This window comes from Microbacterium sp. LMC-P-041 (assembly GCF_030209555.1).
GTDB lineage: Bacteria > Actinomycetota > Actinomycetes > Actinomycetales > Microbacteriaceae > Microbacterium.
Map to the genome: position 1 here is coordinate 495204 of NZ_JARVRV010000001.1, position 15053 is coordinate 510256.

Genomic DNA, 15053 nt, shown 5'->3' on the forward strand with positions numbered 1-15053 from the left:
GGTCACTGTCCCTTCGACGCGTAGAACGCCTCGGTCTGGTCCTTGGACGGCGCCCACCACGATTCGTTGTCGCGGTACCAGGCGATGGTCGCGGCGAGTCCGGACTCGAAGTCGGCGAACTCCGGCTTCCAGCCCAGCTCGGTGCGGAGCTTGGTGGAGTCGATCGCGTACCGCAGATCGTGACCTGCGCGGTCCGTGACGTGGTCGTACGCGTCTCGCGGCTCGCCCATCTCCTCGAGGATGAGCTCGACGACGTCCTTGTTGTTCCGCTCCCCGTCGGCGCCGATCAGATAGGTCTCGCCGATCCGACCCTTCTCCAGGATCGTGAGCACGGCGGACGAGTGATCGTTCGCGTGGATCCAGTCCCGGACGTTCTCCCCGGCACCGTACAGCTTCGGCCGGATACCGCGGATGACATTGGTGATCTGCCGAGGGATGAACTTCTCGACGTGCTGATAGGGGCCGTAGTTGTTGGAGCAGTTCGAGATCGTCGCCTGGACGCCGAACGAGCGGACCCACGCGCGCACGAGCAGGTCGCTGCCGGCCTTTGTCGACGAGTACGGCGACGACGGGTTGTACGGCGTCTGCTCGGTGAACCGCTCGGGGTCGTCGAGTTCGAGGTCGCCGTACACCTCGTCGGTCGAGATGTGGTGGAACCGCGTCTCGTGCCGACGCGCCGCTTCCAGCAGCGTGTACGTGCCGATGATGTTCGTGTCCAGGAAGGGACGAGGACTGTGCAGCGAGTTGTCGTTGTGCGACTCCGCCGCGTAGTGCACCACGGCGTCCGCTTCTGCGGTGAGCCCGTCGACGAGCTCGGCATCGGTGATGTCACCGTGCACGAATCGCACCCGGTCCTCGGGGAGCCCCTCGAGCGACGCCCGGTTTCCGGCATAGGTCAGCGCGTCGAGCACCGTGACTGTGTGATCGGTGTTCTCCACCGCGTAGTGGACGAAGTTCGAGCCGATGAAACCGGCGCCTCCGGTGACGAGGATGTTCGACATCAACGACCTCTTTCCAGGGTCTCGAGCAGGTAGGTGCCGTATCCGGACTTCACGAGCTTCGTGGCCCGCTCGCGCAGGTCATCGTCGGTGAGGAAGCCCTGACGCCAGGCGACCTCCTCGGGGACGCCGATGCGCAGACCCGTGCGGCGCTCCATGGTGCGCACGTAGTCGCCGGCATCCGACATCTGGTCGAAGGTCCCGGTGTCGAGCCACGCTGTTCCGCGCGGGAGCACCTCCACCTGGAGCGCGCCTCGTTCGAGATAGGCGCGGTTGATGTCGGTGATCTCGTACTCGCCGCGAGCGCTGGGCTCGAGGGCGCGAGCGATCTCGACGACGTCGTTGTCGTAGAAATAGAGTCCGGGTACGGCGTAGTTGCTCTTGGGGTGCTCGGGCTTCTCCTCGAGCGAGACGGCACGACCGTCGGCATCGAACTCGACCACTCCGTAGGCGTTGGGCTCCGCCACCCAGTAGGCGAACACGGCGCCGCCCTCGACATCGGTGTAGCGCTTGAGCTGCGTTCCGAGCCCCGGGCCGTAGAGCAGGTTGTCACCGAGCACGAGCGCGACCTTGTCGTCGCCGATGAAGTCCGCTCCGATCACGAAGGCCTGTGCCAGGCCGTCCGGCGAGGGCTGCTGTGCGAAGGTGAGGTTCACTCCGAACTGCGAGCCGTCTCCGAGAAGCCGCTCGAACTGCTCGGCGTCGTGAGGCGTGGTGATGATCAGGATGTCTCGGATCCCGGCCAGCATCAGCGTCGACAGCGGGTAGTAGACCATCGGCTTGTCGTACACGGGAATCAGCTGCTTCGAGATGCCGATCGTGATCGGATGCAGTCGGGTTCCTGAGCCACCAGCGAGAATTATGCCTTTCACCCCCATATCGTGCCACATCCCAGCTGGGACTCAGACAGGCACGATTTACTTGCGTCACATCGTTCACACTGGCATCGTCTGTGCATTTCCGTCACAATGAGCAGGTGACCGGCTCAAAATCCCCCCACCTGCTCGGCCTCATCGCCAGTGCAGCGGCTGTCGTCTTCGCCGCATCCCTGCTCGTGGCGACGCCGGCCAACGCCGTCGCGCCCTCCTCCTCCGGCGCTCTGTCGACTGCAGGGGCCACGCTGACATCCTCGACCGCGGTGTCGGGTTCCGCGGACGCATCCATCCGGGACACCGCGAACCTCGCGCAGTTCAAGCCGGGGAACATCATCTCCGATGGCGTGTTCTTCCAGAGCGACACCATGTCCGCCGGCCAGATCGACTCGTTCTTCCGTGGGAAGGTGGCTTCGTGCCGAGGTGGGTACGTCTGCCTCAAGGACTACCGTCAGAACACACCGAACCGTCCTGCGGACAGCTACTGCCGCGGATACTCCGGAGCGCCGAACGAGTCGGCGGCGACGATCATCGCGCGGGTCGCACAGTCCTGCGGCATCAACCCGCGGGTGCTCATCGTCATGCTCGAGAAGGAGCAGAGCCTCGTCACGCACACGTGGCCGAGCACCTGGCGCTTCGACATGGCCCTCGGCCAGGGGTGCCCGGACACGGCGCCGTGCGATCCGGCCTACGCAGGCTTCTTCTACCAGATCTACGGCGCCGCCCGGCAGATGCAGATCTACGCCGAGGGACGCTGGTTCACGTACTACGCGCCAGGGAAGACCTGGAACATCCTCTACCACCCCAACCGGGCCTGCGGGTCCGCCCCGGTCAGGGTCGAGAACAAGGCGACCGCCGCTCTGTATTACTACACGCCCTACCAGCCGAATCGGGCGGCGCTCAACGCCGGATACGGCACCGGGGACGGATGCTCCAGCTACGGCAATCGCAACTTCTACCAGCTCTTCACCGATTGGTTCGGCAGCACTCAGACGACGGGCGCCGCTCCGGCCACCCTCGCGCAGGTGCCGGGTCGCGCGGAGATCTACCTCGTGCAGTCCGGTGTCCGCCACCATGTCGTCGCTGCGGAGGACCTCGCCGCGCTGCGGTCGAGGCTCGGCGGTGCCGTGTCCGTGGCCGCGGCGTACCTCGACCCGATGCCCGAGGGCAAGCCGGTCACGCGGTACGTGCACGACCCTCGCACCGGGACGCTGTACCTCCTGGAACCGGACGGCACCCGCCATCGCTTCGTCGACGCTGCTCAAGTCGCCCTGTTCGGATACGCGTTCAGCTCGTACGTCAACCTCACCGGCACCACTGCGGACCGATTCTCCGAGGGTGCCCCCGTCGGTTCGTTCTTCCGCTCGGGGGCGGACCCCGAGGTCTACCTCTACCAGGGCGGTCTGCGCAGGCATGTGGCCAACCAGCAGACCTGGCTCGAGGTCTCCAAAGGAACATCCGGGTACGTCGCGTCGATGAAGCCGTCCGCGGCCGCATCGATCGGCAACGGGCTCCTCGTCATCAAGGCGAACAGCCTGATCCGCGCCGCGGGAACACAGGATGTGTTCCTCACGCTTCTCGGCGACCGCCTGCTGCGCGTACCGAGCACCGCCCTCGCCCGTGAGTTCGGCGCTGCCGGCATCACCGTGGTGCCGAGCAGCTCGGTCGCAGTCAACACGAGAGTCGGTTCGACGCTCACCCCCGTCGTCTCGTGCGGCAGCAGCACTCTGATCGCCGCGGGCGGCAAGCTCCATCCGGTGTCGGGCACGCAGTATGGCGGCATCAAGCCGACCACGCTGGGCAGCGGGGAATGCGGCGCGATGCCCCGCTCGAAGACCACGGTCTCCGCACCTCTGTTCATCCAGCCGCAGGGAGCCCCGGAGATCTACGTCGTCTCGGGCGGCACGCTGCGTCATGTGCCGTCCCCTGCCGACCTGCTGGCCCTCAACGGGTCCAGGCCGTTGAAGGTGCTGCCCTGGTCACCGGCCACCGTCGAATGGTTCGGCACCGGTGCGGCGAACCTGCCCGAGAAGTCGTTCGTGCGATTCACCGGGCGCGAGGAGATCTACCGATACGAGAACGGGACGTTGCGTCACGTCCGCAGCATCAAGACCCTGCTCCAGCTGAACGGGGGAACCGCGCCGCGCGAATACGTGCTCCCGGGTGATCAGCTGTCGCGATACAAGGTGGGATCCCCTCTGCTGACCAGCGGAACCGACTTCGTGCAGTTCACCGGCGCGCCGGAGATCTACTTCTACGAGAACGGCAAGCTCCGGCATGTGACGTCGATCGGGGTTCTCCTCCGGCTCGGTGGAGGGCGTGCACCCGCAGTGCTCCAGCTCGCCCCCGCCTTCAAGGCCGACTACGCCATGGGCGCTCCGATCACGTGATCGTCGCGTTCGGCCGATCGGATAGGATCGGTGAACTATGAGCTTGTCGTCGGACCGTGTCCTCGTGATCGTCCCCGCATGGAACGAGGCCCGCAACGTCGGACGCACCGTGCACGAGATCCGGGCAGCGAGCGCCGACTTCGATCTGCTCGTCGTCGACGACGGATCGACCGATGACACGAGCGCGGTCGCGCGAGAGGCCGGCGCCACGGTCATCTCCCTCCCCTTCAACCTCGGCGTCGGCGGAGCGATGCGCACCGGCTTCACCTACGCGAAGCGCCACGGCTACACCCGGGCCATCCAGGTCGACGCCGACGGCCAGCACAACCCCGTCGACATCGCGCGAGTCCTCGACGGTCTCGACACCGCGGACATCTCGATCGGCGCACGTTTCGCGGACGTCGGCGACTATTCGGTTCGCGGCCCGCGCCACTGGGCGATGGTGTTCCTGGCCAAGACCGTGTCCCGGGTCGCGAAGACCCGTCTGACAGACGTGACGAGCGGCTTCCGCGCTGCCAACAGCAGAGCCATCGAACAGTACGTCCGCTATTACCCCGCCGAGTACCTCGGCGACACCATCGACTCGCTCGTCGCAGCGTGCCACGCCGGATTGACGGTGACGCAGGTGCCGGTGGCCATGCGGCCGCGCGTGCACGGCACCCCGAGTCAGGGCCCGATCGGAGCATCGATCTACCTGCTGCGTTCGGTGTTCACCCTCGGCCTGGCGATGCTGCGACGACCCGGTTCGACGAGTCGGTCCGCATCCGTGGGCGAACCGGAGGTCGCACGATGATCGTCATCGTCGGGATCGCTCTCGCTCTCGTCATCCTCGCACTGGTCTTCTGGATGCTGCTGACGCGACGTCTTCGCGAGAAGTACGCGGTGATGTGGATCGTCATCGCGCTGAGCGTCCTGCTGCTCGGGATCTTCCCCCAGCTCCTGCTCTGGGCGACATCGCTGCTCGGTGTGCAAGTGCCGGCGAACCTGCTGTTCGCTCTCGCGATCACCCTGCTCCTGGGAGTCGCGCTGCACCTCTCCTGGGAGCTCTCCCAGGCAGAGGACGAGATCCGCCGCGTCGCGGAGGAAGCGGCGCTGTCGCGCGCGGAGATCGACCGGTTGGATCGCCGCATCGCCGCTCTGGAGGCTCAGCACCGCGGCCGCGACGCCGACAGCGCTCCCCCGGCATGACGTCCGGAGCCCCGAGCGCCGATGTCTGGGGCGTCGTCACCGTGCATCGCCCGGCACAGGTGCCTCAGCTTCTGGGAGATCTCGCTCCGCAAGTCACCGGCATCATCGTGGTCGATGACGGCAGCGGTGCAGAGTTCGACGTGATCCGCGCGGACATCGCATCGACCGGTGCGCAGGTGATCACGTTGGAGAGCAACCGCGGCATCGGTGCGGCACTGAATCACGGCATCCGCTGCGCCATCGAACACGGCGCGAGCGCGGTCGTGACATTCGACCAGGACTCGACCATCGCCCCCGGCTTCGTCGCCGCTCTGGGCGCCGCGCACGAGCATGCGCGCGCGCACGGCGTTCCCGCGGGCCCCGTGGTTCCGGAGTTCTTCGCGGACGTCTCCCAGGCCGGGTCATCGACGCCGCAGGGAGTGGTCCACGCCGCCCACGCGATCCAGTCGGGCATGTATCTTCCGTCAGAGGTGCTCGAACAGGTCGGGCTGATGGACGAAGCCCTCTTCATCGACCTCGTGGATACGGACTTCGAGATCCGCTGCCTGGATGCCGACCTGCCGTGCATCGTCGCCCCCGGCCTCCGCCTGCCCCACCGCCTGGGTGCACGCTACCGGGTACCCGGCCCGCTCGGAGCGGTGCTTCCCACCCTCACGCTGAGCACGCCGTTCCGGTACTACTACAGGGCGAGGAATCGGATCGTCGTGGGACGGCGGCATCCGCGTCATCGGGCGCGCCTGCGTCGCGACGCGCGAGCCGACTACGCGTACTTCCTCATCGCGTGGATGCTGGCCAGGCCCCGATCCACCATGCGCAAGCTGCTCATCGCGGGGTTCCGTGACGGACGCGCTGAGCGCCTGGGCAGGATGAGCCCGGAACTCGCCGCTGACGCCGCTCGAGTCACCTGGCGCGCGCGCCCTGTGTGACCGGCGCGAGATCTGCGAACGGACCGCTCAGCGTGCCACCGTCGGAGTGCGCCGCCGGCCCCGGATCAGCCACCCCGCTGCCCAGCTCGCGACATAGGCGATGACGAAAGGCGTCGGGACGGCCCGCGCGCGGCGCACCCTCCGCAACATCCCCAGGGTCACCGGCAGTCGCCGACCCGAGCCGAAGAGCCGATCCAACTCGATCGCGCGTGCCGCGCGGGGATCACGCTCCAGGAGCGTCTGCGCCATGAGCTGGCGCCACCCCACATAGATCCAGAACAGCATCCGGGTCATCGCGGACGGCGTCGCCGCCCCCTCGTACCGCACGGCGAACGTGACGGCGTTGCCCCAGGCTCTCCGCAGGGTCGCGATCGGGCCGAGCCTCAGCCTGCTCGGGTCGCCGAACACGTTCGCGGAGTGCTGCACGTAGTCCTGCACGACCTCATCCACGATGCGACCGCCTCCCTGCGCCATCCCGACGACAGCGAGCCAGTGATCGTGCGCGACCGTGTGTGAGGAGAGGCGGGGAAACGGCAGCGCCGTCGTCAGCAGGTCTCGGCGGAAGAGGCACAACGAACCGGTGAACTGATTCACGATCATGGTCGATGCCGGGTCGAGCTGCCGGCGGTCGGTGAATCCGAGCACCTCGTCACCGGGATGGGACACCAGACGCGCCTGCCCGGAGACGATCGCCGAATCCGAGAGGTACGGGAGCAGCTTCTCGAGCTTGTCGGGATACCAGAAGTCGTCCTGGTCGCTCAGCGCCACCCACTCGGTCTCGGCGGGCACCGCTGCGAGACCCCTCTCGAAGTTCAGGTAGAAACCCAGGCGTCTGCCGTCCGCGACGATGCGGAAGCGCTCGTCCCCGGCCGCGACCTCGGCGACGACCTCCTCGACGGTCTCCAGTTCTCCGTCGACGGAGATGATGCACTCCCAGTCGGTGACCGTCTGATCGCGTATCGAGGCGAGCTGGCGGGTGAAGAGTTCCCGGGAAGGTCGGTAGGCGGCGAGCACGATGACACCAACCATGGGACCCTGACCTCTCGTTCACGCCGACTCAAGTAGTCTAGGGTCGCACGCGTTCACGTCCGCGCCATCCGGAATGGTGTCGGGCCGCAATGGTCCGAGGAGTCCCATCGATGAAGGTTCTGCTGTCACGCTTCGCGGGCTTCAGCGCCGTTCCTCTGATCTCATTCATCGCGCCGCTGTTCCTGCTGCCGATCATCCCGAACGTCTTCGGTCTGGCGGCGTGGGGCTCCGTGGGCACGGCTCAGGCCGTGGGAACCGTCTGCGCGATAGTCGCGGGATTCGGCTGGAACATCTCGGGCGGAGCGCGCATCGCGCTCAGTGCCGACGACGACGCCCGACGTCAGCTCTTCGGTGATTCGTTCTGGTGCCGCGGACTGCTCGTCGTCACGGCGGGACTCGTCGGTGCCGCCCTCAGCTCGGCCCTGGTTCCCCCCGAGTTCCGCCTTGTCGCCGCCCTCGTCACGCTGGCGACCACTGCCGCGGCCATGACCGTCGTCTGGTACGCAGTCGGCGTCGGGGATGCGCGGGTCGTCCTGCTGTTCGAGACCGTGCCGGTGAGCCTCAGCGTCGCTCTCGCGATCCCGCTCCTCCTGCTCACCGAGCAGCTGCTGTGGTATCCGGTCCTCACTCTGATCGGCTTCCTCACCGGCCCGCTGCTTCTGAACCTCCGCCTCTACCGACGACCCGTGCCTCCGTTCGCCGGGCGGCGCATCCTGCGCGCATATCGCGCGAACGTCTCGGTCGCCGCGGCCGAGACGATCGGCGGAACCTACACCTCTGCGCCCATCCCGCTCGCCCAGGGCCTCCTCGGCGCGACGGCCAGTGGTCAGGCGACCTCCGCCGACAAGTTCTTCCGCATCGCCCTCTTCGCCGTCACGGTGCTGTCGAACACTCTGCAGAAGTGGGTGCTCGAAGTGTCTTATGCGCATGGCCGGGCGCGCCGCCATCTCGTGGCATTCGGCCTCCACACAGCCCTCGCTCTCTTCGGCGGTACGGCGCTGGCTCTGCTCGGCCCTGTGCTGTCCACGCTCCTGTTCGGCCGGGCAGCGACGCCCGAGATCGCCGTGTTCCTGGGCTTCGGCGCCACCTTCGCGCTGACGAGCCTGACGACCCCCTTCATCCGCAACGTCCTGGTGCCGGCCGGCCTCAACCGCTACGTGCTCTACGGCACCCTCGGCGCCGCTGTCGTCGGAGTGCCGCTCATGATCTGGGCGTCCCAGTGGGGTCTCAGCGGGATCATCGCCGGCCTCGCCGCCTCGGAGCTCGTGATCCTCGCCGTCGTCGGATCGGCCGGAACACATCATCTGCTGCGGGAGAGGCGGGCGGCTTTCGCTCTCGTGGCACCGTCTGAGGGAGGAGTCGCACATGACTGAGACCGTGTGCGTATGCATGGCGACGTACAACGGCACAGGGTATCTGCGCGAGCAACTCGACTCGATCCTGGCGGGACTGCGGCCGGACGATCAGGTCGTCATCGTCGACGACGCGAGTACCGACGGCACCGTCGCCCTTCTCGAGACATACCGCGATGCGCGCGTGACCGTGTACAGAAACCCGAAGAACCTCGGTTACGTCAAGACGTTCGAGCGTGCGCTGTCGCTGGCGGACCGTGACGTCATCTTCCTCTCCGACCAGGACGATGAGTGGGTCCCCGGGCGTCGCGACCTGTTGGTCGAGGCACTCCGCGACCGCTCGATCGCCGCCGGCGACCTGGTGCTGCTCCCTGACGACTCGCCACTGAGCTCGCCGCTCACCGGACGACCCTGGCGCCTCGCTCCGCTGCCCTCGGGCGGATCCCTGGCGAACGAGCTGCGTCTGCTGGCCGGCGATGCCCCCTACTACGGCTGCGCGATGGCGATCCGACGTGAGGCCTCGGAGCTGATCCTGCCTTTCCCGGGGTTCCTGGTCGAGTCCCACGACCTGTGGATCGCGACGGTCGGCAACACGGCCCGTATGCTCGCGCACGTGCAGAGCCCGGTTCTGCGACGTCGGCTGCACGATGCCAATGCGTCGGCACCGAGGCCACGGGGCCTCCGCAAGGCTCTGCAGTCGCGGTGGATGCTTCTCCGTGCCTGGCGCGAGGCATCACGTCGCGTCGCCGCGGCACGGCGACTCAGCCGAGGCCGCTCAGCCCCGTAGACAGCGGCTGAGCCGCTTCCCGTGCCGACCCTCAGCGGGGATCCGCGACGTGCGCCAGGGCCGACCGCACACCCCGCGCCGTGCCATGCCTCAGGACGAGGGGCAACGCGGCGATCCCGTGCAGACGGGACATGAGACGTACTCTCGCGGTCCGCGCTGTGCGGCTCCATCCCCGCGCAGCGGCCGATTGACGCGCGATGCGGTAGTACCGACGCTCGTCGAGGAAACGGCTGCCGTCGAGCAGCGTCTTCTGAGACGCGCTCGCCAGATGACGCCGATAGGAGAACGCGAGCGGCGGCGTATACGCCAGCGTGCCCCCGTCGAACGCGATGTCCATCAGGAGAGCGAGATCCTGGATGACGGCGAGGTCATCCGTGAAGTCGATCCTGCGCAGCGTCTCGACCCGCAGCGAGAGCGAGGGCCAATACAGCCAGTTGCCCCGGATCAGCGTCGTGGCCATGTCAGGGCCGTTGAACACGGTGATGCCCTGGCCCTTCGGGGCGAGGAGGCGCTGCTTGATCCGATCGACGAGGGGCAGCACGACCGCGCCGCGCTCATCGATGACCTGGACTCCCGGCTGGATCACATCCGCGCCGGGCACGGCACGCGCCGCGGCTCGGACGACCGCCACGTAGTTCGGGTGCAGGAGGTCGTCGCAGCCGAGGATCGTGACGAAGTCCCCGGACGCGCGGCGCACCGACTCCCGGAAGTTCTCGGTGATCCCGACGTTGTGCTCGTTCCGGGTGTAGATGATCCGCTCGTCCGACTCCTCGTCGAAGTGCGCCGCGACGGACTCATCGGGATAGCAGTCGTCGATGACGGTCAGCCGCCAGTCCGGATCCGTCTGGGCGCGCACCGATTCGACGGTCTCGTAGAGCTGTTCGGGGTCTCCCCAGAAAGGCACGAAGATCTCGTACGTCATGACCCGAGTCCGCACGAGACGATCTTGTAGAGCTTCGCATCTCCGCGCTGCTCGACGAGCTCGACGTAAGGCGAGCTCTCGAGGTCGTCGAGTCCCGAATAGTCGCCGTCGTTCTCCTGGAAGTCGCCGTCGGCGCTGAAGTCGAGGACGTACGCGACACCGGTGTCCTCGAGGGCGTCGCACACCTGCGGAGAGTCGCCGTTTGTGTTCAGCTTCGTGTTGATCGCCTCGGCGTCGTCGGTGAGATCCATCAGGAGATGCGGCATGAGGACGCGTCGTCCGCTCACGCCATAGGCGAAGGACGCTCCGGTCCACGGGTCTCCCGCGATGACGGCGTCCTCGGGAACGAGCTCGTCGAGATCCTCCATGAGATCGAGCTCGTCCGGAGACAGGATCGGCCCACCCGGTCGCAGCTCGTAGGTGAACTCGATATCTGCTGCCGCCTGCCGGATCGCGGCGTTCTGGGTGACTCCGACGAGTGCGATCACGACGACGGCGATCAGGACGATCGGCAGACGCTCGGAGAAGCGCCGCACCGGCGCGAGCAGGCGCTGACGAAGAAGCCATGTGACCAGCACGATGCCACCGAGCGCAGCGAGCGGGAGGACTCCGATCGCCCAGAACGCGGCGATACGAGGCGGGTTGTTGTACCACGGGGCCGTGAACCAGAACCGGAGCGTCTCATACGGTGACGCCGACACGATGATATAGAGCACGGCGGAGATGACCGCCATCGCCAGGACCGACCACCGCGCATAGGTGCCTCGGCGGATCACGCTGTACGCGCCGATGATCATCAGTGCGGTGATCCCGAGCGAACTCGGGTAGCCGTACACGCTCGCCGCGACGACCTCTCCGATGGAGTCGGGCACGGTGTTGATGATGGGCCAGTAGATCTGGCTTCCGGGGGGACGCACGACCTGCAGGAGGACCACGCCGACGGCGGCGTAGGCGACGAGCAGGCCGATCGCGATCACCCGCGGGCGTCCGGGAGCCCTCATCTGATGCAGAAGCCTGGCGAGGACGAAGGGCACCGTGAGAGCGACGACCGCCATGAGAGCCCCGGGGTGCGCGACACCCAGGCCCGGCACGACGAGCACCAACAGCAGGGCCCAGTCCTGGCGACGTGACACTTGCCCGGGCCTGAGAAGCCACCAGGCGACGACGATCGCGGCCGGAGCCACGGCCAGGCCGAGGAACAGCGGATAGAGCACCCCGTAGTGCAGGAGCAGGAAGGGGAACGCCGGGAAGGCGGCAGCCAGAGCGCCCGCGATCACCGTCATGATCTGGTTTCGTCCCAGAAGCTCGCGCACGAGGAACACCGCGCCGATCGGCCAGACGACCGCCGCGACGACGATGATCATCGCATTGGTGGCGAGGGGCACGGATGCCCCGCTCAGGGCGACGACGATGGAGACGAGCGCGTGCCATCCGGACGGGTAGAAGGGGACGCCGGCCGGCGACGTCATGCTTCCCAGCCACAGCGGCGATGCGTTCCCGGTGTCCAGGACGTACTGCACAGCGTTCAGATGGAAGAAGTTGTCGTAACGCTGTGAGAAGAACTCTGGGTCGTGCATGCTCCGCACGAGCACGAACGCGATCAGCGCAGCGGGCACTGCGATGGAGACGATGATCGCGACCAGCTGCCTCGCGCTCACGTGCGTGCGTGGTCGCGCCGGGACTCCGACGTGCTTCGACCAGAAGAAGGCGGCGAGCGACGCCACCGCGGTGAGTACGAGGACGGGCAGGATGCTCCATCGGATTCCCACGAAAGGCGCTGCGATGGCGGCGACCGCGACGAGGGAGACGCTCAGCGCCGGTGCCAGCGCGAGGAGTCTCATTCCGCGCAGGCGGAGGAGGAAGCCGAGCAGGAGTCCCGGGAGGAAGAGAAGAGCTCCGGTGACGATCAGTGCGGGCAGGATCGAGACCCAGCTCACGCCGCCTCAGCCTCCGGGTAGCGGACCTTCGGATTGAAGGTGATGCCCTTCAGCCACTTGCCGAGCAGCTTCGCGCGCAGATCCAGCGGGACGCGACCGCGGTGCAGGCTCACGAAGAGCCGTGCGCCGAACTCGATGAAGTACAGGAATCCGCGATGGTGCAGCTGCCAGGAGGCCTCGTTGCGCACGCCGTACGAGAACTTCCAGAGGCTCTTGCGGTCGACCATCGCGAAGTTCACTCCGCGGTTGTCGCCCATGTCGTGGACCACGACGCTGTCGAGCACCTGCACGCCGGGGCAACGAGCGGTGAGGCGAAGGGTGTACTCGCGGTCGTCGAACCAGATGAAGTACTCGGAGTAGGGAAGCCCGTACTCCGCGATCGCCCAGCGTGGAATGAGCACGGAGACGAACGAGCACGCTGTGACCATGACATTGTTCTGGCCCTTGACGAGCAGACGACCCCAGTCCCACGTCGTCACGGGGTTGTTCATCTCGCAGATGCTGCCGTCGGTGAACTCGACGACGGAACATGCGAAGGGGACGTCGCCGCCGAGTTCCTGGACGGCCCCGTCGAATCCGGCGATGAGGCTCTCGAGCGCTTCCGGCTTCGGATAGCAGTCATCGTCCATGATCCACACGTGGTCCGCGCCGGAGGCGTATCCGCGCAGCATCCCCTCGGAGAAGCCACCCGCTCCCCCGGAGTTGGTCGACATGGTCACGACTTCAAGGGGGACGGACGTCTCGAGGGATGCCAGGTACTCCGCCGTGCCGTCGGTCGAGGCGTTGTCGATGACGAACAGCGTCTCGACGGCGTGCGTCTGCGCCTCGATCGATGCGATCACCGTCTTCAGCTTCTCGAGCCGATTGAACGTGACGACCACTCCAGCGACACTCACCATGAGCCCACCTCTTCCTTGAACCATGAACTCGCGGACTGCTGGGACAGCAACTTCTTCTCCGCCTTGCGCTCCTTCCGCCACAGCGCTTCCCTCGACTCCTCGTCGTCGACGAGCGGGGCCACCGCCTCGGCGAGTCGACGGGCGGCGACACGTGCGTGACGCGGAACCAGAGCGGATTCGGGGATGATGTCGCTCTGTGCCCCGACATCCGTCGAGATCACGGGCACACCGTGTGCGATCGCCTCGAGCGTCGTGAGCGTGAGTCCCTCATTGTGCGACGCGACGACGAGCACATGCGCTTCATCGAGCGTCTCGGAGACAGGGGTGTCCGAGCTGCGTCGGACGATGTCCTCCCCCAGCCCCTCGGCACGGATGATGTCATCGACCCAGCTCGACAGCTCGCCGCCGCCGTGAAGGATGAAACGCAGCGAGTATCCCTGGCGCTTCAACCGCCTCGCCATGGTGATGTACACCTCGGGCGCCTTCTGCCGGGCCATCCGGCCGATGAACGCGACGGTGAACGGCTCACCCGCGGTCCGCGGACGGAACACGGCATCCTTCGGCTTCACGGTGAGTCCGCCGAGCGGTGCCATGACCACACGGTCAGCAGGGATGCGCTGCACATCGGTCATCCAGCGGGCGAGGCTCGGCGAGATGACGTGATGCGTCGTGATCGATCGGGACGCGATCGCACTGCTCAGCGGATACCCGCCGCCGGTGTACTCGACGATGTGAGTGCTGTCGATGATGGGGATGCCGGGACGCGATGCGGCGATCCAGGCGACCCGGTCGTACAGCCACTGGTTGTGGTGGATGACGACACCGCGCACGTCGAAGGTGCGGAGCAGCGAGCGGAGCAGCGGTTCGACGCCGGCGGTCTGCGAGGTGACGGTGGGCTCGGAGAACGGGATGAGCAGCGCTCCGTCGAGCTCGGGCCGCGTGACCCATGGCTGGTGAGAGTCCCGATTGGTCAGCACGATGGGAAGGAAGCCGGCCTCGCGCACCAGACGCACCGTCTCGAACGCCCAGAGTTCGGCGCCACCGAGCTCGAACCAGTGGAGTCCGATGATCACGGCCTTCGGCGCCCCGTCGAGAACCGGGCCGGCCGGCACGATCACGTCGTCTTCGTGTGCGCCCCCCGGACGGAACTCCGCCTCGTAATCGCGAGGCTCGATGGCCGTCGTGAGCTTGCGGCGGAATCTGAGCAGCGAGAGGTCCCGGGCGTCGTCGTAGAGCAGCGGCGCGCGCGACTTGACGCTCCGTGCGATCCGGCCGACCAGACCGGGACGCTGCGGGCGGTAAGGGTCCGAGTCGAGCACATCGTCGGATGACACGTGCAGATGCCTGGCGGGCGACGCCACGAGACGGGCCGAGGCCGCTTCCGCACGCTCGGGCTCACGCTCTTCGACGGAGACGGAGCTGACGATGTCGAAGCTCCCGATGCGGTGTCGGTTGTTCCTCGAGAGTCCGTCGAACGTGCTGTCGTCGGTCAGTCGAGGCGTCGTCTCCACCGAGCCGTCGTAGAGATGGATCCGCAGCTTTCGCTGAGGTGCCATGAGCGCGTGGAAGTTCAACGCGCCGACGAGAAGGCGGCGTTCGCGCTCCGAGAGATCGGCGCCCGTCTGCGGGTCCTCGAAGCGGAAGAGTGCAGGCTGATCGAGAGCTTGAAGAGGTGTCACGGATACAGTTTGCTTTCGGATCGACGGACGCACGAGACCTCCGCGATCCTACCAGCGGCCCAGCCTCTGACCCT

Annotated in this window: 13 protein-coding genes; 6 read left to right on the forward strand and 7 right to left on the reverse strand. The window is 66.9% G+C overall.

The window, feature by feature from the left end:
• Positions 1–2 precede the first annotated feature (2 nt).
• Together rfbB and rfbA are read right to left on the reverse strand one after the other, a co-directional pair.
• Entirely contained in the window at positions 3–1001 is a 999-nt protein-coding gene (gene rfbB, locus QRN21_RS02420; protein ID WP_187249421.1) for a dTDP-glucose 4,6-dehydratase, read from the reverse strand.
• A complete protein-coding gene (rfbA, locus tag QRN21_RS02425; protein ID WP_053095633.1) occupies positions 1001–1870 on the reverse strand; it encodes a glucose-1-phosphate thymidylyltransferase RfbA in 870 nt (289 codons plus the stop codon). The genes rfbB and rfbA overlap by 1 nt, the downstream gene beginning before the upstream one ends.
• Positions 1871–1974: 104 nt before the next feature.
• Between rfbA and QRN21_RS02430 the strand changes: the two genes are divergently transcribed.
• The 4 genes from QRN21_RS02430 to QRN21_RS02445 are packed head-to-tail and all read left to right on the forward strand — an operon-like array spanning position 1975 to position 6374.
• Positions 1975–4260: a hypothetical protein gene (locus QRN21_RS02430; protein ID WP_285363048.1), complete on the forward strand. Its 2286-nt coding sequence runs from the start codon at positions 1975–1977 to the stop codon at positions 4258–4260.
• Between the two features lie 37 nt (positions 4261–4297).
• Positions 4298–5053, forward strand: coding sequence for a glycosyltransferase family 2 protein (locus QRN21_RS02435; protein ID WP_285363049.1), 756 nt, complete (start codon positions 4298–4300; stop codon positions 5051–5053).
• Positions 5050–5448: a DUF2304 domain-containing protein gene (locus QRN21_RS02440; RefSeq protein ID WP_053095630.1), complete on the forward strand. Its 399-nt coding sequence runs from the start codon at positions 5050–5052 to the stop codon at positions 5446–5448. Before QRN21_RS02435 ends, QRN21_RS02440 begins: the two co-directional genes overlap by 4 nt.
• Positions 5445–6374, forward strand: a complete 930-nt coding sequence (locus tag QRN21_RS02445; protein WP_285363050.1) for a glycosyltransferase — start codon at positions 5445–5447, stop codon at positions 6372–6374. Before QRN21_RS02440 ends, QRN21_RS02445 begins: the two co-directional genes overlap by 4 nt.
• Before the next feature lie 27 nt (positions 6375–6401).
• Here QRN21_RS02445 and QRN21_RS02450 read toward each other — a convergent pair whose 3' ends face one another.
• Positions 6402–7403, reverse strand: coding sequence for a glycosyltransferase (locus QRN21_RS02450; RefSeq protein ID WP_285363051.1), 1002 nt, complete (start codon positions 7401–7403; stop codon positions 6402–6404).
• A gap of 110 nt (positions 7404–7513) precedes the next feature.
• Here QRN21_RS02450 and QRN21_RS02455 point away from each other — a divergent pair, with 110 nt between their 5' ends.
• Both QRN21_RS02455 and QRN21_RS02460 read left to right on the forward strand, forming a co-directional pair.
• Positions 7514–8776: a lipopolysaccharide biosynthesis protein gene (locus QRN21_RS02455; RefSeq protein ID WP_285363052.1), complete on the forward strand. Its 1263-nt coding sequence runs from the start codon at positions 7514–7516 to the stop codon at positions 8774–8776.
• The gene (locus tag QRN21_RS02460; protein ID WP_230100644.1) at positions 8769–9542 is read left to right on the forward strand and encodes a glycosyltransferase; all 774 of its coding nucleotides are present in this window, start codon (positions 8769–8771) and stop codon (positions 9540–9542) included. The genes QRN21_RS02455 and QRN21_RS02460 overlap by 8 nt, the downstream gene beginning before the upstream one ends.
• Positions 9543–9573: 31 nt before the next feature.
• On the opposite strand, the gene QRN21_RS02465 is transcribed toward QRN21_RS02460, so the two are convergent.
• Genes QRN21_RS02465 through QRN21_RS02480 form a run of 4 tightly spaced genes read right to left on the reverse strand, consistent with a single transcriptional unit; the run spans position 9574 to position 14979 of the window.
• The gene (locus tag QRN21_RS02465) at positions 9574–10464 is read right to left on the reverse strand and encodes a glycosyltransferase (protein WP_230100645.1); all 891 of its coding nucleotides are present in this window, start codon (positions 10462–10464) and stop codon (positions 9574–9576) included.
• Positions 10461–12401: a DUF6541 family protein gene (locus tag QRN21_RS02470; RefSeq protein ID WP_285363053.1), complete on the reverse strand. Its 1941-nt coding sequence runs from the start codon at positions 12399–12401 to the stop codon at positions 10461–10463. The genes QRN21_RS02465 and QRN21_RS02470 overlap by 4 nt, the downstream gene beginning before the upstream one ends.
• Positions 12398–13300: a glycosyltransferase family 2 protein gene (locus QRN21_RS02475; RefSeq protein WP_056278153.1), complete on the reverse strand. Its 903-nt coding sequence runs from the start codon at positions 13298–13300 to the stop codon at positions 12398–12400. The genes QRN21_RS02470 and QRN21_RS02475 overlap by 4 nt, the downstream gene beginning before the upstream one ends.
• Positions 13294–14979, reverse strand: a complete 1686-nt coding sequence (locus QRN21_RS02480; RefSeq protein ID WP_285363054.1) for a glycosyltransferase — start codon at positions 14977–14979, stop codon at positions 13294–13296. Before QRN21_RS02480 ends, QRN21_RS02475 begins: the two co-directional genes overlap by 7 nt.
• Positions 14980–15053 lie beyond the last annotated feature (74 nt).

Coding starts and splice junctions, on each gene's coding strand:
- rfbB (WP_187249421.1), bottom strand. CDS start 1,001: ATGTCGAACATCCTCGTCACCGGAGGCGCCGGTTTCATCGGCTCGAAC.
- QRN21_RS02435 (WP_285363049.1), top strand. CDS start 4,298: ATGAGCTTGTCGTCGGACCGTGTCCTCGTGATCGTCCCCGCATGGAAC.
- QRN21_RS02440 (WP_053095630.1), top strand. CDS start 5,050: ATGATCGTCATCGTCGGGATCGCTCTCGCTCTCGTCATCCTCGCACTG.
- QRN21_RS02445 (WP_285363050.1), top strand. CDS start 5,445: ATGACGTCCGGAGCCCCGAGCGCCGATGTCTGGGGCGTCGTCACCGTG.
- QRN21_RS02450 (WP_285363051.1), bottom strand. CDS start 7,403: ATGGTTGGTGTCATCGTGCTCGCCGCCTACCGACCTTCCCGGGAACTC.
- QRN21_RS02455 (WP_285363052.1), top strand. CDS start 7,514: ATGAAGGTTCTGCTGTCACGCTTCGCGGGCTTCAGCGCCGTTCCTCTG.
- QRN21_RS02460 (WP_230100644.1), top strand. CDS start 8,769: ATGACTGAGACCGTGTGCGTATGCATGGCGACGTACAACGGCACAGGG.
- QRN21_RS02465 (WP_230100645.1), bottom strand. CDS start 10,464: ATGACGTACGAGATCTTCGTGCCTTTCTGGGGAGACCCCGAACAGCTC.
- QRN21_RS02475 (WP_056278153.1), bottom strand. CDS start 13,300: ATGGTGAGTGTCGCTGGAGTGGTCGTCACGTTCAATCGGCTCGAGAAG.